The following is a 20,985-nucleotide window of genomic DNA, read 5'->3' as shown; positions in this document are numbered from 1 at the left end:
CGCGGCGGCCCGGGCCGTCCTCCGGCGGGACGATGCCCACCGAGGGCCCCCAGGTGAGCCGGTCGAGGATCGCGCGCGCCCGTGGAGGCGCCGCGGCGATCGCGGCACGCAGCGTCTCCGGATCGGGGGCGTCGCCGCCGGGCAGGTCGGTGGCCGACGGCCCGAGCCCGGCGACCCCGTCACCGAGGACGTCCTTGGCGGTGCGGGTGACGACGAGGCCCTCGGGTGCCCGCCAGACGAGGGCGAGCCGCCACAGGTCGTCGAGCAGCTCGGTGACCCGGCCGGGGTCGGCGTCGCCGAGGCTGACGGTCAGCCCCTCCGACGTGACGACCTCGCCTCCGACCGCCGCGGCCTCGAGGACCTGGACGTGCGCGGCGTCGAGCCCGTCGATCGCGCGGGCGGTGCTGGCGCGCGTCGAGCTGCGCGCGGCGAGGGCCGTGAGGTCGCTCGGCGCGGGTCGCGCGAGGTCGGGCCGGGTTGCGAGCAGTGCCGCCAGCTCCTCGTCGGACCGTCCCCGGATGTCGTCGGCGAGGGAACGGGCACTGGAGGGTGAAGGGAGCGGCACCTCACCACCGTAGTCCCGCCCGGTCGCGCGTACATTCGCCGACATGAGCGCTGACGCCCCCGCACCCACCGGCGAGCAGTGGCACCTCACCGCCGGCGCGGACGAGCTCGTCGTCGTCGAGGTGGGCGGCGGCCTGCGCACCTGGACCCGCGACGGCGTCCACGTCCTCGCGGGGTACGTCGAGGACGCGACGTGCACGAGCGGGCGCGGCCAGCAGCTCATCCCCTGGCCCAACCGCATCCGCGACGGCCGCTACTCCCACGCCGGGGTGCAGCGCCAGCTGCCGCTCACCGAGGTCGAGCACGGCAACGCGAGCCACGGCCTCGTGCGGTGGGCCCCGTGGCGGCTCGTCGAGCGCACAGACACCTCTCTCACCGTCGGCCATCGCCTCTTCCCGCAGCCGGGCTGGGACTGGCACCTCGAGACGACGACGACGTATGCCGTGTCACCGGACGGTCTCACCGTCACCACCCGCGTGACGAACGTCGGCGGTAGAGCGGCGCCGTTCGGCTACGGCGCCCACCCCTACGTCGCGATCGGGGACGTCCCCGTCGGCGACGTCGAGGTGCGCGTGCCCGGCGACACCTGGGTCGAGGTCGACGACAGGCTCATCCCCGTCGGCACGCACCCGGTGGAGGGGACGGCATACGACTTCAGGCAGCGGAGGCGGCTGGGGACGCAGCGGCTCGACACGGCATACACGGATCTCGCGGCCCCGGAGGGGCGGTGGACGGTCACGGTCGCCACCGCCGGGAGGCCGGTCGTGGACGTGTGGGGCGACGCCGACGCGTTCCCGTGGGCCCAGGTGTTCTCCGGGAAGGCGGAGGCGGACCAGAGCGGGGAGCACGGTGTCGCGGTCGAGCCGATGACCTGCCCGCCGGACGCGTTCAACTCCGGGGACTCGCTCCTCGTCCTCGAGACCGGTGCGACGTGGACGGGCACATGGGGGATCAGCGTGCGGTGACGCCGTTCTCGGTGTCGTCGAGCTGGCGCTCGAGCACGACGATCGCGCCGGCCATGACGACGAGTCCGGCGAGCATGGTCGCGATGAACGCCCCGGACAGGTCGTGCTCGAGCAGCAGGCCGGACACGATCGGGCCGAGGATGGCTCCGGCCTGGAACGCCCCCGCGTTGACGGCGTTGGCGCGGCCGCGGATGTGGTCGTCGGCCATGTCGTTGGTGATGGCCGGGATGGCGATCTGCATGAAGATCTCGCCGAAGCCGAACAGCGCCATGAAGCCGACGACGGCGACGGTCGCGCCGATCGTCGCCGGTCCGAGTCCGGCCGCCGACAGGGCCAGCCACGAGACGAACCACACGACGACCATGACGAGCAGCCCGCGCGTGCGTCGACGTCCGGTCACCGCCTGGAGCACCGGGAACTGCATCACGACGATGACGAGGGTGTTGAGGGCGAAGGCGAGCCCGATGACGCCGGTCGAGACCTCACCGACCTGGCGTGAGAACGCGGGAAAGCCGGACTCGATCTGCCCGTAGCCGATGAAGGTGCAGAGGAAGGTGATGAAGGTCAGCCACAGCACCGGCGGGCGGCGCAGCAGGTCGAGGTAGCCGACGGTCGGGGCGTCCTCGGGGCGCTGCGCGCGGCCGTGGACGTGGCGAAGCGGGCCGAGGAGCAGCCCGATGGGAACGAGCATGCTCAGGGCGTCGGCGAGGAAGATGAGCGTGAAGGTCATCGGCTCGCGCACGTCGACGAACAGCCCGCCGACCACGCCGCCGAGGCCGATGCCGAGGTTGACGAGGGCGAAGTTGACCCCGAAGTACTGCTGGCGCAGGGGTCCGGAGACGACCGAGGCGATGAGGGCGTTGAACGCCGGCCACGACACCCCGAAGTTGAAGCCGAGCAGCACGAAGCCCACGACGAACATCGGCACGGTGGTCGCGAACGCGAGGACGACGCACCCGACGAGCTGTGACGTGGTGCCGGCGATGAGCATCCGCCGGGCGCCGACGCGGTCGGTGAGCGATCCGCCGGGGCCGGTGACGAGCAGCGCGACGACGGCGATGAGGGCGAGCAGGGTGCCGGCGGTGCCGAGGCCGATGCCGCGGACCTCGTTGATGTAGATGACGGTGAAGGGCAGGGTCAGGCCGCGTCCGAGCGTCTGGACGGCCACGGTCGACAGCAGCCACCGACCCGGCGTCGGCAGGTCCGCCCAGAACTGGCGCAGACTCACCTTGGGTCGGTCGGTCGCAGCGGTCACCGGAGCACTCTCCCAGCCCGGACCGACACCCCCCAACCCGGTTTCCGCCCGCCCCACCCGCCCCGGTCCTTGCGTCTGCGTGGATGGTCGGGTTCCTGACCATCCACGCAGACGCAAGCGGGAGGGGCGGGGCGGGTGCGGGAAAGGTGTGCGCGCGGCATACGTGGGCCGGGATAGCCTGTGGGAGTCAGACCGGAGGTGCGACGCCCGCACTCCGGCCCATTCGCAGCGACCACAGAGGTGCCCCGTGCCGACTGGCAAGGTGAAGTTCTACGACTCCGAGAAGGGCTTCGGATTCGTGTCCACCGACGACCCCGCCGAGGGCGGCGACGTCTTCGTGCCCTCCAGCGCGCTCCCCGAGGGCGTGACCTCGCTCAAGAACGGTGCCCGCATCGAGTTCGGGATCGTCGAGGGGCGGCGCGGCGCGCAGGCGCTGTCCGTGCGTCTCCTCGAGCCCGCCGCGAGCGTCACCGCGAACCGCAAGGTGCGCGACCGCAAGCCGGCCGAGGACATGGTCGTCATCGTCGAGGACGTCATCACGCTCCTCGACTCCGTCCAGAGCTCGCTGCGGCGTGGGCACTACCCCGACAAGGCCCACGGCGGCAAGGTCGCCCAGGTCCTGCGCGCGGTCGCCGACGACCTCGAGATCTGATGGCGGTCGTCAAGCCCGACCCGACCCTCAAGGGGGCCGTCGACCTCGCTCGTGAGGCCGCCGAGTCGATCGCCGAGCAGGGCACCGTCGGCGAGCACCTCGGTCTGGAGATGGTCGAGGACCGCGTCGGCACGCACTACTTCGCCTGCACGGCCAAGGCCTACCCGGGCTGGCGCTGGGCGATCACCGTCGCGCGCGTGCCCCGTTCCAAGACGGTCACCGTGTCCGAGACGAACCTGCTTCCGGGTGACGGCGCGCTCCTGTCACCTCAGTGGCTCCCGTATGCCGACCGGCTGGCTCCTGGGGACATCGGCCCCGGCGACGTCACGCCGAGGATCGACGACGACCCGCTGCTGGAGGCCGGCTTCGAGGCCACCGGCGACGAGGACGTCGACCGGCTCGCCCTGTGGGAGCTGGGACTGGGTCGCCCCCGGGTGCTGTCCGCCGAAGGCCGCGAGACCGCGGCGCAGCGCTGGTACGAGGGTGACTCCGGACCGTCGGCCCCCGTGGCCCAGAAGGCCCCGGCCCCGTGCTCGTCGTGCGGGTTCTTCATCCCGATGGCGGGTGCGTTGCGGTCTTTTTTCGGCGTGTGCGCCAACGCGTGGTCTCCTTCCGACGGTCGCGTCGTGAGCTGTGACCACGGGTGTGGCGCCCACTCCGAGGTCGACATCGACGCTCCCGAGCCCGAGGTGATCGCCCCACCGGTGCTCGACGACACCGCGCTCGAGCGGGTCTGACGGCCCGATGAGCGGGTCCGAGGGGGCGCAGGGACGGCGACCGGACGGCATACCGCCCGAGGCCGTGCCGGACGGCGTGACGGAGCGCGAGATCGAGGTGCTCGAGGCCATGCAGGTCCCGACCCAGCGGATCATCGCCATCGGGCTGGTCCTCTGGCTCGTCGCCCTGGCCGTGACGCTGCTCGTCCCGGCCCTGCACGAGGGCGACCGGTCGTGGTGGCCGTGGGGCTGCGTCGCCGGGTTCGTGCTCGGCTCGATCGGCCTGGCCTACGTGCGCCGCGGCCGCGGCAACGCCCACGACGCCGGCTGAGACCTCGACCTGCCGGCTGAGACCTCGACTTATTGCGCATTTCGGCCCCTCCCGCGGACGGTTTCCGTCGCTGGAAGGGGCCGAAATGCGCAATAAGTCGCTGTGCTGGGACCGGGATGCGCAATAAGTCGGGGGTGGTGGTCAGACGCCGAGGAGGTCCTTGATCGGGTCGATGGCGAAGTAGAGGACGAAGAGCCCGGCGACGAGCCACATGAGCCCGTGCACCGCGGCCGCCTTGCCGCGCACGACCTTGATGAGGACGTAGGCGACGAAGCCGGCGCCGATGCCTGCGGTGATGGAGTACGTGAACGGCATGAGCACGATCGTGAGGAACGCCGGGATCGCGATCTCGACGTCGTCCCAGTCGATGTCCTTGACCTGCTGCATCATGAGGAACCCGACGAGCACGAGCGCGGGGACCGCGGCCTCGGACGGGATGACCTTGACGAGCGGTGCGAAGACCATCGAGGCGAGGAACAGCAGGCCGGTCACGACCGAGGCCAGCCCGGTGCGCGCGCCCTCACCGACACCCGACGCCGACTCGATGTAGGACGTGTTGGACGAGACACCGGCGGCGCCACCGGCCGCGGCGGCGAGCGAGTCGACGACGAGGATGCGCTCGGTGTTCGGCGGCATGCCGTCCTCGTCGAGGAGGTTCGCCTCGGCACCGATGGCGGTCATCGTGCCCATGGTGTCGAAGAAGTCGGCGAGCATGAGCGTGAAGATGAGCAGCGCGGCGGCGACGACTCCGACCGACTGGAACGACCCGAACAGCGAGAACTGGCCGACGGTCGAGAAGTCGGGGGAGTCGATGATCTGGTCCGGCAGCGTGGGCACGACGAGGCCCCAGCCGGTCGGGTTGAGCTTCTCGCCGTCGACGGCCGGGCCGATCTTGGCGATGGCCTCGATGACGATGGCCAGGACGGTCGTCGCGGCGATGGCGATGAGGATGGCGCCACGGACCTTGCGGACCCAGAGGACGATGATGAGCAGCAGGCCGATGACGAAGACCAAGGTCGGCCAGCCGCCGAGGAAGCCGTCGACGCCGAGCTGGACCGGGACCGTGCCCTGGGCCGTGCGGCGGACGAAGCCGGCGTCGACGAAGCCGATGAGCGCGATGAACAGGCCGATCCCCACCGAGATGGCGACCTTGAGCTGGGTCGGGACGGCGTGGAAGACCGCGGTCCGGAAGCCGGTGAGGACGAGCACGAGGATGATGAGGCCCTCGAGGACGACGAGGCCCATGGCGTCGGCCCACGTCATCTGGGAGGCGATCGCGAATGCCACGAACGCGTTGAGCCCCAGCCCGGTCGCCAGGGCGAGCGGGAAGTTGGCGACGACCCCCATGAGGATCGTGAGGAGACCGGCCACGAGGGCCGTGCCCGCGGCGATCGCGGGGAGGTTCGAGCCGTCACCCGACCCGCCGCCGAGGAAGTCGCCGTTGACGTCCTGGGCGAAGCCGAGGATGAGCGGATTGAGCACGACGATGTAGGCCATCGTGAAGAACGTGACGACCCCGCCGCGCACCTCCTGGGCGATGCTCGAGCCGCGCTCGGAGATCTTGAAGTAGCGGTCGATGGTGGAGGACCCTGCGCGTGGGTCGGCGGCTTGGGTGGTGGCAGTCGGCATGGGCGGAACGATAGCGAGCGCCGGCCCGGACGGCATACGCAGTCCGGGTCGTGACCGGCGACGCGAGCCAGACGTCGGAAGGAATACTTAGCCAAAGTAATGAGTTAGGCTAAGTATATGACTCAGGACACCAGCCGCCCGTATGCCGCCCTGCGGCCCGCTGCCGTGTCCTCACTCGCCGGCGAGCTGCGTCTGGCCTGCATGCGGATCTCGCGGCGCGTGCGCTACGAGAGCACCGACACCATTGCTCCACACCACTTCTCGGTCATGTGCCGCCTCGAGGAAGGGGCGCGCACCCCCGGTGAGCTCGCCGAGATCGAGCGCGTCAGCGCCCCGAGCATGTCCCGGACCGTGGCCGGTCTCGTCGACCTCGGGTGGGTCGAGCGCACACCCGACCCCACCGACCGGCGTCAGGTCAACCTCACGCTCACGCCCGCCGCGCGGCAGGTCCTGCGCGACACCCGGCGCAAGCGCGACGCGTGGATGGTCGTGCGCGTGGCCCGGCTGGACCCGGAGGAGCAGGCCGTCCTCAAGCAGGCGGCCGCGATCCTCGCCAAGGTCGCCGCCGAATGAGCCCGACCTTCACCTCGTTCTCCGAACGCAACTACCGGATCTACTACGCCGGCTCCTTCGTCTCCAACGTCGGCACCTGGATGGGTCGGGTCGCCCAGGACTGGCTGGTCCTCACCGAGCTGACCGACAACTCCAGCCAGGCGCTGGGCATCGTCACCGGGCTCCAGTTCCTCCCGTTCCTCGTGCTCGCCCCGTGGGCGGGGGCGATCGCCGACCGATTCCCGAAGCGCCGGATCCTCCTCGTCACGCAGGCCCTGCTCCTCGTCACGAGCCTCGTGCTCGCGCTGCTCGTCATCACGGACGTCGCGACCCTGTGGATGGTCTACGGGATCGCCCTCACCCAGGGCGTCATCACCGCGATCGACAACCCGGCCCGCCAGTCGTTCGTCTCCGAGATGGTCCCGCGCGACAAGCTCGCCAACGCGGTCGCGCTCAACAGCGCCTCGTTCAACGGCGGTCGGCTCATCGGCCCCGGCGTCGCCGGCCTGATGATCGCGGCCTACGGCACCGGGCTGACCCTGCTCGTCAACGTGCTGACCTTCGTCTTCGTCCTCGTGGCCCTGAGCAGGTTGCGCGCCGGCGAGCTCGTCCCGTCCCCCCTCACCCGGGGCAAGGGGGCGATCCGCGACGGCCTCGTCTACGTCCGCAACCGCCCGGACCTCAAGGTGGTGATGCTGCTCGTCTTCGTGCTCGGCACCTTCGGGATGAACTTCCAGGTGACGACCGCGCTCATGGCGACCGCGGAGTTCCACAAGGGACCGACCGAGTACGGCATCCTCGGCTCGATCATGGCGATCGGCTCGCTCACCGCGGCCCTGCTCAGCGCCAGGCGCGGCGAGCCCCGGCTGCGGGTGCTGCTCCTCGCGCTCGTCGGTTTCACCGTCTCGACCACGGCGGCCGCCCTGGCGCCGACCTACGAGCTCTTCGCGCTGGCGCTCGTGCCGGTCGGGCTGTCGGCGCTCACCGCACTCACGACGGCCAACGCGATGGTGCAGCTGCGCACCGACCCGCTCGTGCGCGGCCGGGTGATGGCCCTCTACATGGCCATCTTCATGGGCGGCACGCCCATCGGCGCCCCGATCATCGGCTGGATCGGCGAGGTGTGGGGACCCCGGTGGACCATCGCCATCGGTCCCATCTTCATCGGGCTCACCCTCGTCGCGGTGCTGTGGTGGCTCGCGCGGCAGCAGAATGTCCGGGTGAGCTACGAGTCGCAGCGTTCCCCGCGGATCACCATCGAGGCGGTCCCCGTGCGTGACACGGTCACCGAGCCGGCGCCGGAGGCCGCCCGATGACGCCGGTCTTCCGCCGCCGGATGACGCTGGCCGTGCTGGCGGTGCTCATCGTCGTCGCCGTCGTGTATGCCGTCCTCACCTGACCGCGGGCGACCGCACCTCCGCTGACCTCCCCGACCCGGCGTCCCTCCTGCAGGCGCCGGGTCGGGTCACTCCGGCGCCACGAGCGTTCGCAGCGGGAGGCAGAGTGCGAGGTCACGCGCGTCGACCGTGCACGACGCGGAACCGCGCCAAGGTTACCGCGCGGAAACCCTGCCCGTCGCGGCGAGACCGGGTCAGAGTGCGTCGACGACGTGCTCGATGCACGCGAGGAGCTTGCTGACGTCCTCGGGCTCCACGGCCGGGAAGGTCGCGATGCGCAGCTGGTTGCGCCCGAGCTTGCGGTAGGGCTCGGTGTCGACGACGCCGTGCGCGCGCAGCGTCGCGGCGATGACCGAGGCGTCGACGGCGTCGTCGAAGTCGATCGTCGCGACGACCTGGCTGCGGGCGGCGGGGTCGGCGACGTAGGGCGTCGCGTAGTCGACGGACTCGGCCCACGTGTAGATCCGGTCGGAGGAGTCCTTGGTGCGCGCGGTCGCCCAGTCGAGCCCGCCCTGGCCGTTGAGCCACTCGAGCTGGTTGGCGAGGAGCGCAAGGGTGCCGACGGCGGGGGTGTTGTAGGTCTGGTCCTTGCGGCTGTTGTCGATCGCCGTGGGGAGGCTGAAGAAGTCGGGCACCCAGCGACCCGAGGCGGTGATCTCGTCGACGCGGGCGAGGGCCGCCGGGGAGAACAGGGCCAGCCACAGGCCACCGTCGGCCGCGAAGCACTTCTGCGGGCCGAAGTAGTAGACGTCGGTCTGCGCGACGTCGACCGGCAGGCCGCCCGCACCGGACGTGGCGTCGATGAGCACGAGGGCGTCGTCGGCGGCGCCGTCGACCCGCTGCACGTCGGCCATGACGCCGGTGCTCGTCTCGTTGTGGGCCCACGCGTAGACGTCGATGCCGTCCTCGGCGACCGGGCTCGGGCGGGTGCCCGGCTCGCTCTGGATGATCGAGGACTCGCCGAGGAACGGCGCGTTGGCGGTGACCGCACCGAACTTGCTCGAGAACTCCCCGAACGCGAGGTGCTGGGCGCGCTCGCGCACCAGCCCGAAGGCGGCGATGTCCCAGAACGCCGTCGCGCCACCGTTGCCGAGCACGACCTCGTAGCCCTCGGGCAGCGAGAACAGGTCGGCGAGCCCGGTGCGCACGGACTTCACGAGGTTCTTGACGGGGGCCTGACGGTGGGAGGTCCCGAGGACGGTGGTGCCGAGGGAGGCGAGGAACTCGACCTGCTCGGGGCGGACCTTTGAGGGTCCGGAGCCGAAGCGGCCGTCGGTGGGGAGGAGGTCGGCGGGCAGGGAGATCGCGGCGTCAGTCACGCGGACAGTCTCGCAAACGCCGCCGTCGCCGCTGACCGGAGTTCACCCACCGGGACGCCGTCCCAGCCGCGGCTTCACCCGGACGCACGCGGTCACCGCCGCGACCGCACGGCATACGACAGCACCCCTCGTATGCCGTGCCGTGCGGCCCCGCTCAACCCTTCCGGTACCCCGCGACGGCGTCGATGCCCCGGGAGGCCTCGCCGATGTAGCGGGAGCTCGGGCGAATGAGGCGGCCCGTCTCCTTCTGCTCGAGGATGTGCGCGGACCAGCCGGCGGTGCGGGCACACGTGAACATCGACGTGAACATGTCGGCCGGCACCTCGGCGAAGTCGAGCAGGACCGCGGCCCAGAACTCGACGTTGGTCGCCAGGACGCGGTCGGGGCGGCGGGCGTGCAGCTCGTCGAGGGCGGCCCGCTCCAGCGCCGCGGCGACCTCGAAGCGGGGTGCGCCGAGCCGCTGGCAGGTGTCGCGCAGGACCTTGGCGCGCGGGTCCTCGGCGCGGTAGACCCGGTGCCCGAAGCCCATGAGGCGCTCGCCGGCGTCGAGGACGCCCGTGACGTAGGCCAGGGCGTCCCCGCTCTCCTCGACCCCCTCGATCATGTGGAGGACGCGAGACGGGGCCCCGCCGTGCAGGGGTCCCGACATCGCACCGACCGCGCCGGACAGGCACGCGGCGACGTCGGCGCCGGTCGAGGCGATGACGCGCGCGGTGAACGTCGAGGCGTTCATGCCGTGCTCGGCGGCGGTGATCCAGTAGGCGTCGACGGCCTCGACGTGCTTGGGGTCGGGCTCGCCGCGCCAGCGGATCATGAAGCGCTCGGCGATCGTCGCGCCCGTGTCGACCTGGGCCTGCGGGACCATCGGCCGGCCCTGGCCGCGCGCCGACTGGGCGACGAACGACAGCGCCATGACCGCGGAGCGGGCGAGCTGGTCGCGGGCCTCCGCCGCGTCGATGTCGAGCAGCGGCTTGAACCCCCACAGCGGCGCCAGGGTCGCGAGCGCCGCCTGGACGTCGACGCGGACGTCACCGGTGTGGACGGGCAGCGGGAACGGCTCGGCCGGCGGCAGGCCCGGGTCGAACTCGTTGTCGACGAGCAGCCCCCACACCTGGCCGAAGCTCACGTGACCGACGAGGTCGTTGATGTCGACGCCGCGGTAGCGCAGCGCCCCACCCTCCTTGTCCGGCTCGGCGATCCGGGACTCGAAGGCGACGACGCCCTCGAGCCCGGGGCGGAAGTCGGGGTCCGCCGCGGCGGGCTGGGGGGTGGTGGGGTGGGTCTCGGACTGCGGTGTCACGTTCCCTCGTCTCGGTGTCTTCCGGTGTGGGGCAGCAACAGTGTGCCCGCCCCCGCATCGTGTCAGGGTGTCAAACGGGTCGATCGATGGCGATCCACGTCTGCTCGGCGCGGGCGAGGAGGCGTCCGTCGGCGGTGAACAGGGCGGACCCCGCATGGCGCTTGCGTCCGTCGTCGCCGCGCGACCACGAGGTCACGACGTGCTCGCGCCCGACGACGGGTGGCGTGAGGATCTGCGCGGTCATCGTACCGAGCACCATGAGCGTGGTCGGGAACCCGGCCGCCTTGCCACCGGGGCAGTCCAGTGCGGCCCACACCTCGGGCGGTGCGGCGTCCCGGGGAGTCCAGGTGGCGGCATACAGACCGGTGGTTCCGGCGACCGGTCCGGAGCGGAGGCGGAGCCCGTCGGGGTGGAGCGGGCCGCAGCCGTAGCAGGTCGGGAAGGGGTGCTCCGCGGCCGTGATGCCCCGGGTCTCGGCGTCGCGCGCCACCTCCACGGTCACCGGTGGGGGCACGGCGCCGGCGGGCGTCGGCACCGCCACGGCGCTCGCGACGACGTCGGCCCCGTCGCGCAGGACCGTCCGGGAGTCGGGGTCGGCCGGGTCACCCGGCTCGAGGACGAGCGGCCGGTCGAGGGGAGGGGGCAGGTGCAGCCGGACGGACACGGCGGGCGCGTCGTCGGTCACCGGGGTGTGGCCGGCGACCAGCCCGCTCACCCAGCCGCCGTTGCCGGAGCTCGGAGGGCCGTTGTACCGACCCGGGATCACCACGTGCACCCTGCCAACCTACGTGTCAGGGTGGCGGGCGTGCCGGCACCCGACGAGTTCTCGCTGCGGGGCATCGCGCTCCCGGCCTTCGGGCCGACCGCAACCTGGTCGATCGGGGTCGGCGCGACCATCCCCGTCGTGGCGCTCAGCGCCCGCGGCCTCGGGGCGAGCGTGGCCGTCGCGGCGGCCTTCGTCCTCATCGAGGGGCTCTCCGCGTTCGCGTCGTCGCTGCCGGCCGGGTCGCTGGTGGCCCGGGTCGGGGAGCGTCGGGCGCTCGTCGGCGCCGCCGTGCTGGACGCGCTCGGCGCCGCCCTGGCCGTGGTCGCGCAGAACCTCTGGGTCCTCGGCCTCGCCGTCGCGCTCATGGGGACGACCGGGTCGGTCTTCCTGCTCGCCCGCCAGTCCTGGCTCACGGCCCGGGCCCCGGTGCACGTCCGGGCCCGGGCGATGTCGACGATGGGCGGCGTCCAGCGCATCGGCCTGTTCGTCGGCCCCTTCGTCGCAGCCCCCGTCATCGTGATCTGGGGGACCCAGGCCGCGTATGCCGTCGCCGTCGCCGCTGGTCTGTCGGCGGCGGTGTGGGCGTGGTTCGCGCTGCGTGACGACGACCTCGCCGACGTGGATGCACCACCGCCGATGCCCGCCGGAGGGGGGAGGCCGCGAACCGCTCGGTCGGCCTCGCAGGTCCGCCTGGTCGACGTGGTGCGCAGCCACCGCCGCGTCCTGTCGACGATCGGCCTGGGGGTGGTCCTCATCGGCATCGCCCGGCAGGGACGGTTCATCGTCGTCCCCCTCTGGGCCGAGTCGGTCGGGGTGAGCAGCAGCGGCACCGCCGTCATCTTCGGCATCGCCGGGGCCGCCGAGGTGCTCCTCTTCTACCCGGCCGGCTCGGTCATGGACCGCTTCGGCCGGGTGTGGGTCGCCGTGCCCTTCCTCGCTGTCCTCGGGCTGGGCATGGTGGCGCTGCCGCTCACCCACGGGTTCGTCGCCGTCGCGGTGGTCTCCACGGTCATGGGCGTCGGCAACGGGCTCGGGTCGGGGATCGTCCAGACGCTGGGGGCGGACGCCGCGCCGGTCGCCGGCCGGGCGCAGTTCCTGTCGGTGTGGCGCTTCCTCTCGCTCATCGGGCAGAACGGCGCTCCGTTGCTGGTCAGCGCCGTGACGGTCGTGGCGAGCCTCGGGGCCGCCAGCGTCGTCCTCGGGCTCGTCGTCCTCGCCGGCGCCCCGCTGCTCGCCCGGTGGCTGCCGGCCCACGACCCCCGCCGGCGTGGTCCGGTGCCCGTCGACCCGAATGAGAGACTTGGGCCGTGACCGACCTCATCGACACCACGGAGATGTACCTCCGCACCGTCTTCGAGCTCGAGGAGGAGGGCATCACTCCTCTCCGGGCGCGGATCGCCGAGCGCCTCGGGCACTCGGGCCCGACGGTCTCGCAGACCGTCGCCCGGATGGAGCGTGACGGGCTGCTGGCCGTCGCAGGAGACCGTCACATCGAGCTCTCGGTGGAGGGGCGGCGCCTCGCGACCCGCGTCATGCGCAAGCACCGCATCGCCGAGCGGCTCCTCGTCGACGTCATCGGGCTCGAGTGGGAGTACGTCCACGACGAGGCCTGCCGGTGGGAGCACGTCATGTCCGACCGGGTCGAGCGCAAGATCCTCGCGCTCCTCGCCGACCACGCGGAGTCGCCCTACGGCAACCCCATCCCGGGCCTCGACGAGTTCGGCGAGGCCCTCGGTGAGGACTTCCGGACCGGGCTGTCGACCCTGAGCGAGGTCGCGGTCGAGGCTCCGGTGACGGTGACCGTGCGACGCATCGGCGAGCCCGCCCAGAACGACCACCAGGCCCTCGGCCTCATCACCGCCGCCGGCCTGCTGCCGGGCCAGCTGGCCGTCGTCCGCCGCGACGGCGGACGGGTCATCGCGGCCCTTGCCGGCGCCGACGAGGCGAGCGGGGTCTCGCTCCCGGACGACATCGCGTCGCACGTGTTCGTCGCACGTGCTGCACGTCACGTCGACGCCGCCACGGTCGACGGGGCCGTCCCCCGCTGAGCACGAGCCGAGCACGAGCGTCGGCGGCCCTGAGCCGGCCCGCCGGGCCGCGACACGGCACCCCGCCCGTTACCGGAATGTGACATGCGCCCGAGCCGCCGCTACGGTGATGACACCCCTGATCCACCGGAAGGTTCCCTTTTTCGTGTTCTCCCCTGTCTCCCGCGCCGGTCGCCGCCGTGCGCAGACGTCCCGACGTCTGCCCGACCTCACGACCCTCTCGTCCGTCTCCCGCCCCACCGTCGTCAAGGCCCTCGTCGGCCTCGGCCTGGCCTCGAGCGTGGCAGCCGCCATCGCGATCCCGGTCCAGGCCTCGACCGACCAGGTCGAGCTCTCCAGCCGGACCTCGGCCCTCGTCGCCCGTGACCGCGCCGAGGCCGTGAGCGGCACGACCTCGCGCAGCGCCGCCCGCAGCGCGGTGCCCACCGCCCGGACCGCGCTCAGCGCCCCCGCAGCGGCCGAGAGCGCCGCCGTGTCCGCCGGCACCGCCGGTGTCACCGCGGTCGCGAAGCCGAAGCCGGCCCCGAAGCCGAAGCCGACGCCGAAGCCGGTGGCGGCTCCCGTGAAGAAGGCCGCGAAGAAGGCTGCGGCGACGTCGGCCCCGACGAGGTCCACCTCGTCGGCCCGCACCTCGACCTCGTCGTCGGGCTCGTCCGGCAGCGGGTCCTCCATGGCCTACTACGACGCCGGCCGCGCCAAGGGCCTGGGCGACAACGCCGCCAAGGTGTACTCGGCGATCCGCTCCAACTTCGGCATCACCAACATCGGTGGCTACCGCGCCGGCGGCGGCGACCACGGCTCTGGCAGGGCCGTCGACGTCATGGTCACCGGGTCCCGCGGCGACGCCGTGGCCCAGTGGGCCATCAACAACATGGGCGCCTACAACATCACCTACGTCATCTGGAAGCAGCGCATCTGGCTCGCCGGCGCCTCCGGCTGGCGCGCCATGGACGACCGTGGCTCGGTCACGGCCAACCACTACGACCACGTGCACATCTCCGTGGAGTGATCCCGCGAGGGTGACGACGAGGGCGGGAGGGCCGGACCGGCTCCCCGCCCTCGCCACGTGCGGGTTCCCCGAACCGGCTGCCGTGACCCAAACGTGACTTCGCGCGACCGATTGGGTAGCGTGGCTCGGGTTCGTCCTCCCCTGGGGTGAACCGTCGAGACGGATATGCCGAGTCCTGCCACCGTCGTCGACTGCAGCGCAATCCGCTTGGCAGGAGCGGGGGACCCAATCGTGGGCCGACCAGCCAGGTCGGTCCTTGGGGTGAAGCCAGTCACGACTGGCCGGGCAGACCTCACGCCCGAACCCGACAGCTCACCTCGTAGGCATCGAGAGGTTCATCACCGTGGCTCACTCCACCCATGGGCGCCACCGCGCGCCGGGACGACACAACCCCGTCTCCGAACTGTCGACCATCGCCTCACGGGTCGGTGTCACCGGCGCCAAGGCGTCCGCCGTGCTCGCCGCCTCCGGTGGTCTCGTCGCCGCGTTCGCTCTGCCGGCGGCGGCTGCCCCCGAGGCCGCCCCGGTCGGCGTGACCGCTGCCCAGGCTGCTCCCGGCCCGGTCGCCGTCTCGGCCCCCGCGATCAGCGCCCCGGCCGCCTCCTCCCCGGTCAGGGCGGAGATCGTCGGCGTCGTCGGCGTCAAGGCCGTCGCGAAGCCCAAGCCGAAGCCCAAGCCCAAGCCGAAGCCGGTCGTCCGCGTGGAGCAGCCGCGCGAGAGCCGTCTGGTCGCCGCCGGTGAGCGGAGCGAGGCGCGCACCAGCGCCAGCACCAGAACCAGCACCGACACCCCGACCGGATCGAGCACCACGCAGACGAGCCGTACCGCCGCGCGCGTCGCCGTGACCCAGTCCTCGAGCCGGGTCGTCAGCATCGCCCGCGGCCTGCTCGGCATCGCCTACGTCTACGGCGGCAGCACTCCGGCCGGCTTCGACTGCTCCGGCCTGACGCAGTACGTCTTCGGCAAGGCCGGGATCAGCATCCCGCGCACCGCGTCCGCGCAGCAGCGTGCGGCCACCCGCGTGACGAGCCCCCGCCCCGGCGACCTCGTCTTCTACGGCAGCCCGGCCTACCACGTCGGCATCTTCACGGGTGGCGACATGATGATCGACTCCCCGCGCCCCGGGAAGTTCTCGAGCGAGCGCAACATGTGGGGCACCCCCACCGGTTTCGGTCGGTTCTGAGCCGACCCCCAGGAAACCCGCCTGACGAACGCCCCCCGATCCCGCGTGGTCTGGGGGCGTTCGCCGTCGTGTGCCAGAGTGAGGGGGTGGCTGACCTCGTGCTCGACCTCTGGGGCGACGTGACCGATCCCTGGTCGTATGCCGCCAAACGTCGCCTCGAGGCGGCCGTCGCCGCCTCCGAACGGCCCGCTGACGTCGTCATCCACCACCACGCACTGCCGGGTGCGGCCCTGTCCGCCGACGACTTCGAGCAGGCTGCCGTGCGGACCCGCCCCGACGGCCTCGACATCTCGCTGAGCGAGCCGCCGTCCGCGGACACCACGGACGCCCACCGCCTCGTGGCGCTCGGCCACGAGCTGGGCGGGCCGGCGCTCCAGTCGGCCATGCTCGAGCGGCTGTATGCCGCGGTGTTCCGTGAGGCCCTCGACGTCGAGTCGCACCACGTGCTCCAGCGGCTGGCGGGCGAGGCCGGTCTGGACGAGCACCGCGTCTCGGAGGTTCTCGCGTCGTCGGCGTTCGCCGAGCAGGTGGCGGCCGATGCGGACGCCGCGCGCGCTGCCGGCATCACCGGGCCGCCCCACCTGCTCGTGGACGGGCAGATCCACTGCGCCGGCCCGGTCGAGGTCGAGGACTACCTGGCGCTCATCCACAGAGCCGCGGCGGTCTGACGCCCGGCCGGCGCACCGGTCAGGCGACGGGGTGCTGAAGGTCCTCCTGTGCCAGCGCGGACCGCAACGACGTCATGACGGTGCGCAGGATCCGGGAGACCTGCATCTGGCTGACGCCGATGCGCAGGCCGATCTCGGCCTGGGTCAGGTCGTCGACGAACCGCAGCCTCAGCACGAGGCGCTGGCGCCGGTCGAGCCGCTCGACCGCCCACCGCAGGGCCTCCCGTGTCTCGATCCACTCGCAGACGGAGGGTGCGACGAGGGCGCGGTCGGCCAGGCTGGTGCCGGCGGCGTTCGGGGCATCGAGCGACGCGGCCTGGTAACCCGCCGCGCACACCCTCGCCTCCGTCACGTCATCCTCGGTGATGTCGAGGGCACGGGCGAGCTCACTGTCCAACGGCTCCCGCAGGAGCGAGTGCCTCAGGTGCTCCTCCTCGCCGGCGAGCAGCGGTCGCAGCTCCTGCAGGCGCCGTGGTGGGCGCACGGCCCAGCCGTGGTCGCGGAACCATCGCTTGAGCTCACCAGTGATCGACGGCGCGGCGAAGGCGATGAACCCGTGGCCCTGGCCGGGGCGGTAGCGGGTCGCGGCCCTGACCAGGGCGGTGCGGGCCACCTGCTCGAGGTCGTCGTCCTCGATGCCCCGGAACCGGTACCGCCGGGCGAGGGCGTCTGCCACCGGAAGGGCGATGAGCACGATGCGTTCCAGCAGGTCGGCCCGGACCACGGGGTCGCGGGTGGCCGCCCAGCGCTCGGCGAGGGGTTCGACCTGGGGGTCGATGGTGTGCTGCCAGTGGGAGCTGGTCGGCACGAGGGTGGGTGGGGCGGCAGCCATGCGCTCGTCCTTGGGAAGAGTGGCGGCACCGCTGTCGGACCGTGGAGAACAAGGGAGACAGGGGGGCTCGATCTCCACTCCGGACCCATTGACCATATCGCCGCAGGGAGGGCATCGGGGCCTTGGACCACCGGGACTTTGCGTGGTGCGAACACGATGGCCGACGGTGGATCGGCGCGGACCCGCACCGGCCGACGCGTAGGCGACCGGCCGGTGGGTACTGAGGGGGGAATGACCGGGTCGGACCTCAAGGAGACGGACCGCCCGGCACGTCGTGGAGGCAACCAGGCATGGATGAACCAGACGTCATCGACATCGTGGACGTGACCCGCTCGCGAGGTCATCGCCCGCGGATGGAGATGCAGTCACTGACGGTGCGCGAGCTCCTCACCGACCTCGCTGCGTCCGAAGCCGCACTGCGCGATGGCGACGCCGGTGAGACGGCGAGGGCTGCGTTGACGCGGGAGCAGGACCGCATCGTCGGCGAGCTGCGACGTCGTCGCCGGGCGGCCAAGGAGCGCAGCCGCCCCTAGGGCGAGTGGCGAGCGGTCCGTCAGTCGTCACGGGCCCGTGACGTCACGAGCCCGACGTCACGATCCGGCGACGGTGCTGCCCAGCTCGTCCTGGACCCGGTCGGAGGCGTAGGCCGGATCCCGGCTGCCGACCTTGCGAGCCGTCGTGAGGTGTCCGCCGAGGTAGGCCGAGGCTCCGGCGACCGCTGCGCCGGCCAGAGCCGTCGCGACGCCGAGCCCGTGTCGCCGACGACCGCGAGCGACGTAGGAGGTGAGGTACAGCGACGTCGCCACGACGTTGAGGGCGCCGTGCAGTGCACCCACGCGCTGTGCCTCGCGTCCGGTGCGCGCCCACTCGGCGAGGCCGGTGACGGCGGTGGGCCCGACGGCGGCCAGTCCGGCTCCGACCAGTCGCCGGCTGGCCTGGCGGTCCGACGGGCGCCCACCGAGGTCGAGGATCGAGGCGGCGGTCCAGCACCCGAGTGGCACGTCGGTGAGCACGGGGTGCAGGGCGTGCCCGACGAGGCCTGAGCGCAGCAGCTCACTGCCCGACCAGCGCTCCAGTGGTCGGGCGAGCATCCCGTAGAACCGGCGCGGGCCGTCGAGTGCCGTCGCCTGTTCGAGTCGCTGGGTCGCCGTCACGAGGGCCGGCGTCGTCCCGGGCCTGGTCGCGACCGGCCCGGGGACCCCCGACTCAGGCGAGGACGGCATCGACGGTCTTCTTGAGGGCGCTCGGCTGCTCCGGGCGGCGCGGCGCGCGCTTCTTGGCCTCGGCGAGCTCGGCGCCGATCTCGCGCAGCTGGGTGCGGGACAGGCCCTCGCGGACCTTGGGGAACCAGTCCTGCTCCTCCTCCTCGATGTGGTGCGTGACGTTCTCGATGAGGACGGTGGTCTTGGCCTCGAAGCGCTCGTCCTTCGGAGACATCGGGACGAGCTCCATGACGAGCACGTCGGCGACGTGGTGCTCCTCGTAGGACTCGAGCACGTCGTCCTCGAGGTCGGGCAGCAGGGCACGCACCCGCGGGTACATGACCTCGTTCTCGATGTAGGTGTGCACCGTGAGGAGCTCGATGATCTGCTCGACCAGCCTGCCCTTGCGCGCGTCGGTGGTCGTCGACTTCTGGAACTCGCGGAAGAGCGCGCGAACCTCCTTGTGGTCGGCCTTGAGCATGACGATGGCGTCCTGCGACATGTGCGGTCTCCTCGAGGTCACGTGGGGGCCGGGCGCAATGGCACCCGGCCGGATGTGGTGGCACTACCCCGGGACGCGACCGCGGAAACGCGGGGGCGTTGGAGCCGCCCGCTGCCACGCGAGCGACCCCTCCGTCCGCTCACTCCGGACAGAGGGGTCGTCGTGGGCACCCGGGCGCCCCGCCCGCTCAGGTGGTCGGGGAGGAGGCGGTGCCGCGCCCGTCGTCGCTGCCGGTGCTGGTGGCCGTCTCCTTGACGTCCTGCGCGGCAGAGGCGCCTTCGCCGCGGACGTTCTCGACGCCCTCCTGGGCGGTGCCCTTGACCGACTCGACGGCCTCCTGCGCGGGCTCCTTGAGGTGGTCAGCGACGTCCTGGGCCATCGACGTGGCTTCGTCGACGAGTGGCTGGGCCTGCTCCCTGGCCGCCGAGGCGAGCTCGCGCTCCCTGTCCGTGGCCGGCAGGAGCGAGCCGATGAGCCACCCGGCGGCGAGGGCCACGGCGCCCGCGGCGAGCGGGTTGCCCCTGGCCTGGCGGCGGGCCATGTCGGGGGCGGAGGCGACGGCGTCCGCCGCTCCGTGGACCGCGTCGGAGCCGGTGCTCGTGACGGTGCCGGCCGTGTCGTGGGCCGTGCCCATGACGCTCTCCTTGAGTCGGCTGGCGCGACCCGACGCCCGGGCGGCGGTGCGCCTGGCGACGGCGCTGGGGGTGACGCTCTCGGCGAGGACGTCGACGTCCTCGCTGAGCCGGCCGCGGGTGCGGTCGATGTCCCGGCGGATGGCTTCGGGGTCCTGGTTGGTCGTGGTCATGATGTCTCTCGTCCTCTCAGTGCATCGGGAATGTCCTTGGCGGTGTCCACGGTCCTGGGGGCGACCGGGGTGGCGCGCTGCATGCGCTTCCTGCCCTGCATGGCCAGCACGGCGGCGACGAGGGCCCAGAGCACGCCGACGACGAGCGCCGACCACCCCAGGCTGTCGAGCAGGTCGCCGAGCGCCCACCACAGGGCCAGTGACAGGAAGATCAGGGCGAGGTGCCCTGCGACTCCGGCGCCGGCGAACAGCCCGCCGGCCGCCTTGGCGTGGTCGCCGGTCTCCTTGAGCTCGGCCTTGGCGAGGGCGACCTCTTGCCGGAGCAGGGTGGACAGGTCGTTCGTGACGTCGCCCAGCAGCTCGCCCACGGAGCGCAGGGACGCGTCAGGGAGGTCCGGACGCGTGTGCGGCTCGGTCATCGCCCACCCCCGCCGAGGTCGTCGGCGGCGGTCAGCCGTCCCTCGGGGTCGATCGGGCTCGGGGTGCCGTCGGGCGCGACCGGCTGCGTGGTGCGGTGCAGCTCGGGGATCTGACCGGTGGGTGCCGTCGTGGTCGGGGCGATGGGCACGGTCCCGGCGTCCTCGGTGAAGAGCGGTGCCGGCGCCCCTGCGGCGGCCGGAGTCCTTGACACGGTGGGGGTGCCGGACGAGGCGTCGTCCCTGGCCTCGTCGACGAGGCTGCGGCTCAGTCGCCCGGCGATGACGCCCAGCCCTGCCGCGGCCGCGAGGAACGCCATGGGCCGGCGGCGCGCGAACCCGCGAGCCTCCTCGAGGAGGCTGCCCGGGTCGCGCTGGTCCAGCCACGTGGCCGCCTCGCTCGCCCTTCGGGCCACGTCCTCGACGAGTCCCTTGGCCATGCCGTCGTCGCCGGTTCCCTGCGCCATCGACTGCAGCTGGTCGCTGAGCTCGCGCAGACCGCCTGCTGCACGCGTCTGCTGGGCCGCGGCCTGGTCGGTCAGGTCGGTGCGGGCCTGGCCGAGGAGCTGGCGGGCCTGCTCCGTGGCCTCACGCGTGGTGCGCTTCGCCTCGGCGCCGGCCGTCGACGCGACGTTCTGCGCCGCCTGCCTGGTGTCGTGGCCCACCGTCTGGGCACGGTCCGCCGGGCTCTGCGGGGTGGTGGTCTGGTTGTCCATGTGTGCCCCTCCTCTCGGTGCCGTCGTCGGTCGACGGTCGAGGGCCGCCTACCCGGTGCCCGTCGACGCCAAACCCCTGACCTGCGAAGACATGAGAGCGTGCGGTGGACGGCGAGTGACGACGTGAGCCGACAGGACGGCATACGGCATCCGCGCAG

Annotated in this window: 24 protein-coding genes, 1 pseudogene and 1 riboswitch; of the genes and pseudogenes, 12 read left to right on the top strand and 13 right to left on the bottom strand. The window is 72.4% G+C overall.

Features of this window, described 5'->3' with window-relative positions:
• Window positions 1-565 (bottom strand): annotated as a pseudogene (locus N801_RS05865) (helicase-associated domain-containing protein); the annotation flags it as partial.
• Between the two features lie 43 nt (window positions 566-608).
• Between N801_RS05865 and N801_RS05860 the strand changes: the two are divergent.
• On the top strand, window positions 609-1,529 hold the full coding sequence (locus tag N801_RS05860; RefSeq protein WP_035934737.1) for an aldose 1-epimerase family protein: 921 nt from the start codon (window positions 609-611) through the stop codon (window positions 1,527-1,529).
• Here the strand turns inward: N801_RS05860 and N801_RS05855 are convergent.
• Window positions 1,516-2,784, bottom strand: a complete 1,269-nt coding sequence (locus tag N801_RS05855; protein WP_035934735.1) for an MFS transporter — start codon at window positions 2,782-2,784, stop codon at window positions 1,516-1,518. The two genes, N801_RS05860 and N801_RS05855, sit on opposite strands and share 14 nt — an antisense overlap.
• 247 nt (window positions 2,785-3,031) lie before the next feature.
• On the opposite strand from N801_RS05855, the gene N801_RS05850 reads away from it, so the two are divergent.
• From N801_RS05850 to N801_RS05840, 3 genes are read left to right on the top strand one after another with little or no spacing between them, the layout of a single operon-like run.
• The gene (locus N801_RS05850; RefSeq protein ID WP_035934733.1) at window positions 3,032-3,436 is read left to right on the top strand and encodes a cold-shock protein; all 405 of its coding nucleotides are present in this window, start codon (window positions 3,032-3,034) and stop codon (window positions 3,434-3,436) included.
• Window positions 3,436-4,173 (top strand): DUF3027 domain-containing protein, encoded by a 738-nt coding sequence (locus N801_RS05845; protein ID WP_035934731.1) that lies wholly within the window; start codon window positions 3,436-3,438, stop codon window positions 4,171-4,173. The genes N801_RS05850 and N801_RS05845 overlap by 1 nt, the downstream gene beginning before the upstream one ends.
• Before the next feature lie 7 nt (window positions 4,174-4,180).
• Window positions 4,181-4,483, top strand: coding sequence for a DUF2530 domain-containing protein (locus tag N801_RS05840; protein ID WP_084108299.1), 303 nt, complete (start codon window positions 4,181-4,183; stop codon window positions 4,481-4,483).
• 141 nt (window positions 4,484-4,624) lie between these two features.
• On the opposite strand, the gene N801_RS05835 is transcribed toward N801_RS05840, so the two are convergent.
• Window positions 4,625-6,112 (bottom strand): NCS2 family permease, encoded by a 1,488-nt coding sequence (locus N801_RS05835; RefSeq protein WP_035934729.1) that lies wholly within the window; start codon window positions 6,110-6,112, stop codon window positions 4,625-4,627.
• Between the two features lie 117 nt (window positions 6,113-6,229).
• Between N801_RS05835 and N801_RS05830 the strand changes: the two genes are divergently transcribed.
• Window positions 6,230-6,685, top strand: coding sequence for a MarR family winged helix-turn-helix transcriptional regulator (locus N801_RS05830; RefSeq protein ID WP_035934726.1), 456 nt, complete (start codon window positions 6,230-6,232; stop codon window positions 6,683-6,685).
• On the top strand, window positions 6,682-7,980 hold the full coding sequence (locus tag N801_RS05825; RefSeq protein WP_035934724.1) for an MFS transporter: 1,299 nt from the start codon (window positions 6,682-6,684) through the stop codon (window positions 7,978-7,980). The genes N801_RS05830 and N801_RS05825 overlap by 4 nt, the downstream gene beginning before the upstream one ends.
• Here the strand turns inward: N801_RS05825 and N801_RS21335 are convergent.
• From N801_RS21335 to N801_RS05810, 4 genes are all read right to left on the bottom strand, one after another.
• Window positions 7,949-8,179 (bottom strand): hypothetical protein, encoded by a 231-nt coding sequence (locus N801_RS21335; protein WP_156996500.1) that lies wholly within the window; start codon window positions 8,177-8,179, stop codon window positions 7,949-7,951. The genes N801_RS05825 and N801_RS21335 overlap by 32 nt on opposite strands.
• A gap of 76 nt (window positions 8,180-8,255) precedes the next feature.
• Complete coding sequence (gene serC / locus N801_RS05820) at window positions 8,256-9,380, bottom strand: phosphoserine transaminase (RefSeq protein WP_035934721.1); 1,125 nt, start codon at window positions 9,378-9,380, stop codon at window positions 8,256-8,258.
• 154 nt (window positions 9,381-9,534) lie between these two features.
• Entirely contained in the window at window positions 9,535-10,680 is a 1,146-nt protein-coding gene (locus N801_RS05815) for a citrate synthase 2 (RefSeq protein WP_035934718.1), read from the bottom strand.
• A 70-nt stretch (window positions 10,681-10,750) separates the two neighbouring features.
• A complete protein-coding gene (locus tag N801_RS05810; RefSeq protein WP_052112655.1) occupies window positions 10,751-11,446 on the bottom strand; it encodes a hypothetical protein in 696 nt (231 codons plus the stop codon).
• Window positions 11,447-11,485: 39 nt separating this feature from the next.
• Here N801_RS05810 and N801_RS05805 point away from each other — a divergent pair, with 39 nt between their 5' ends.
• The 5 genes from N801_RS05805 to N801_RS05785 all read left to right on the top strand — a co-directional run bounded on the left by N801_RS05805 (window position 11,486) and on the right by N801_RS05785 (window position 16,354).
• Window positions 11,486-12,757 (top strand): MFS transporter, encoded by a 1,272-nt coding sequence (locus tag N801_RS05805; protein ID WP_052112659.1) that lies wholly within the window; start codon window positions 11,486-11,488, stop codon window positions 12,755-12,757.
• Entirely contained in the window at window positions 12,754-13,494 is a 741-nt protein-coding gene (locus tag N801_RS05800; RefSeq protein WP_052112654.1) for an iron-dependent transcriptional repressor DtxR, read from the top strand. Before N801_RS05805 ends, N801_RS05800 begins: the two co-directional genes overlap by 4 nt.
• A 145-nt stretch (window positions 13,495-13,639) precedes the next feature.
• Complete coding sequence (locus N801_RS21520; protein WP_052112653.1) at window positions 13,640-14,503, top strand: VldE C-terminal domain-containing protein; 864 nt, start codon at window positions 13,640-13,642, stop codon at window positions 14,501-14,503.
• Window positions 14,504-14,688: 185 nt separating this feature from the next.
• Window positions 14,689-14,841: riboswitch (cyclic di-AMP (ydaO/yuaA leader) on the top strand.
• Window positions 14,842-14,846: 5 nt separating this feature from the next.
• Window positions 14,847-15,686, top strand: coding sequence for a C40 family peptidase (locus tag N801_RS05790; protein ID WP_035934716.1), 840 nt, complete (start codon window positions 14,847-14,849; stop codon window positions 15,684-15,686).
• Between the two features lie 86 nt (window positions 15,687-15,772).
• Window positions 15,773-16,354 carry a DsbA family oxidoreductase gene (locus N801_RS05785; protein ID WP_052112652.1) on the top strand — a complete coding sequence of 194 codons (582 nt, stop codon included), beginning with the start codon at window positions 15,773-15,775 and terminating at the stop codon, window positions 16,352-16,354.
• Window positions 16,355-16,373: 19 nt separating this feature from the next.
• Here N801_RS05785 and N801_RS05780 read toward each other — a convergent pair whose 3' ends face one another.
• Window positions 16,374-17,186: a sigma-70 family RNA polymerase sigma factor gene (locus tag N801_RS05780; protein ID WP_052112651.1), complete on the bottom strand. Its 813-nt coding sequence runs from the start codon at window positions 17,184-17,186 to the stop codon at window positions 16,374-16,376.
• Between the two features lie 290 nt (window positions 17,187-17,476).
• On the opposite strand from N801_RS05780, the gene N801_RS05775 reads away from it, so the two are divergent.
• Entirely contained in the window at window positions 17,477-17,719 is a 243-nt protein-coding gene (locus N801_RS05775; RefSeq protein WP_035934700.1) for a hypothetical protein, read from the top strand.
• 57 nt (window positions 17,720-17,776) lie between these two features.
• Here N801_RS05775 and N801_RS05770 read toward each other — a convergent pair whose 3' ends face one another.
• The 5 genes from N801_RS05770 to N801_RS20575 form a co-directional block, all read right to left on the bottom strand.
• Window positions 17,777-18,409, bottom strand: a complete 633-nt coding sequence (locus N801_RS05770; RefSeq protein ID WP_084108290.1) for a DUF2231 domain-containing protein — start codon at window positions 18,407-18,409, stop codon at window positions 17,777-17,779.
• The gene (locus tag N801_RS05765; RefSeq protein ID WP_035934695.1) at window positions 18,393-18,890 is read right to left on the bottom strand and encodes a hemerythrin domain-containing protein; all 498 of its coding nucleotides are present in this window, start codon (window positions 18,888-18,890) and stop codon (window positions 18,393-18,395) included. The genes N801_RS05770 and N801_RS05765 overlap by 17 nt, the downstream gene beginning before the upstream one ends.
• A gap of 187 nt (window positions 18,891-19,077) precedes the next feature.
• A complete protein-coding gene (locus tag N801_RS05760) occupies window positions 19,078-19,695 on the bottom strand; it encodes a DUF3618 domain-containing protein (protein ID WP_052112649.1) in 618 nt (205 codons plus the stop codon).
• On the bottom strand, window positions 19,692-20,114 hold the full coding sequence (locus tag N801_RS05755) for a phage holin family protein (RefSeq protein WP_035934687.1): 423 nt from the start codon (window positions 20,112-20,114) through the stop codon (window positions 19,692-19,694). Before N801_RS05755 ends, N801_RS05760 begins: the two co-directional genes overlap by 4 nt.
• On the bottom strand, window positions 20,111-20,827 hold the full coding sequence (locus N801_RS20575; protein ID WP_052112648.1) for a hypothetical protein: 717 nt from the start codon (window positions 20,825-20,827) through the stop codon (window positions 20,111-20,113). The genes N801_RS05755 and N801_RS20575 overlap by 4 nt, the downstream gene beginning before the upstream one ends.
• Window positions 20,828-20,985: the final 158 nt, after the last annotated feature.

It is taken from the genome of Knoellia aerolata DSM 18566 (assembly GCF_000768695.1).
Taxonomy (GTDB): domain Bacteria; phylum Actinomycetota; class Actinomycetes; order Actinomycetales; family Dermatophilaceae; genus Knoellia; species Knoellia aerolata.
Note: the sequence above shows the minus strand (reverse complement) of the source record. Positions and strands in the feature narration are given on the sequence as shown.

Bases quoted from the DNA above. Each gene is read 5' to 3' on its own strand.
- N801_RS05860 (WP_035934737.1), top strand. From the start codon at position 609: ATGAGCGCTGACGCCCCCGCACCCACCGGCGAGCAGTGGCACCTCACC.
- N801_RS05845 (WP_035934731.1), top strand. From the start codon at position 3,436: ATGGCGGTCGTCAAGCCCGACCCGACCCTCAAGGGGGCCGTCGACCTC.
- N801_RS05840 (WP_084108299.1), top strand. From the start codon at position 4,181: ATGAGCGGGTCCGAGGGGGCGCAGGGACGGCGACCGGACGGCATACCG.
- N801_RS05835 (WP_035934729.1), bottom strand. From the start codon at position 6,112: ATGCCGACTGCCACCACCCAAGCCGCCGACCCACGCGCAGGGTCCTCC.
- N801_RS05830 (WP_035934726.1), top strand. From the start codon at position 6,230: ATGACTCAGGACACCAGCCGCCCGTATGCCGCCCTGCGGCCCGCTGCC.
- N801_RS05825 (WP_035934724.1), top strand. From the start codon at position 6,682: ATGAGCCCGACCTTCACCTCGTTCTCCGAACGCAACTACCGGATCTAC.
- N801_RS05780 (WP_052112651.1), bottom strand. From the start codon at position 17,186: ATGGCTGCCGCCCCACCCACCCTCGTGCCGACCAGCTCCCACTGGCAG.
- N801_RS05775 (WP_035934700.1), top strand. From the start codon at position 17,477: ATGGATGAACCAGACGTCATCGACATCGTGGACGTGACCCGCTCGCGA.
- N801_RS05770 (WP_084108290.1), bottom strand. From the start codon at position 18,409: ATGCCGTCCTCGCCTGAGTCGGGGGTCCCCGGGCCGGTCGCGACCAGG.
- N801_RS05765 (WP_035934695.1), bottom strand. From the start codon at position 18,890: ATGTCGCAGGACGCCATCGTCATGCTCAAGGCCGACCACAAGGAGGTT.
- N801_RS05760 (WP_052112649.1), bottom strand. From the start codon at position 19,695: ATGACCACGACCAACCAGGACCCCGAAGCCATCCGCCGGGACATCGAC.
- N801_RS05755 (WP_035934687.1), bottom strand. From the start codon at position 20,114: ATGACCGAGCCGCACACGCGTCCGGACCTCCCTGACGCGTCCCTGCGC.
- N801_RS20575 (WP_052112648.1), bottom strand. From the start codon at position 20,827: ATGGACAACCAGACCACCACCCCGCAGAGCCCGGCGGACCGTGCCCAG.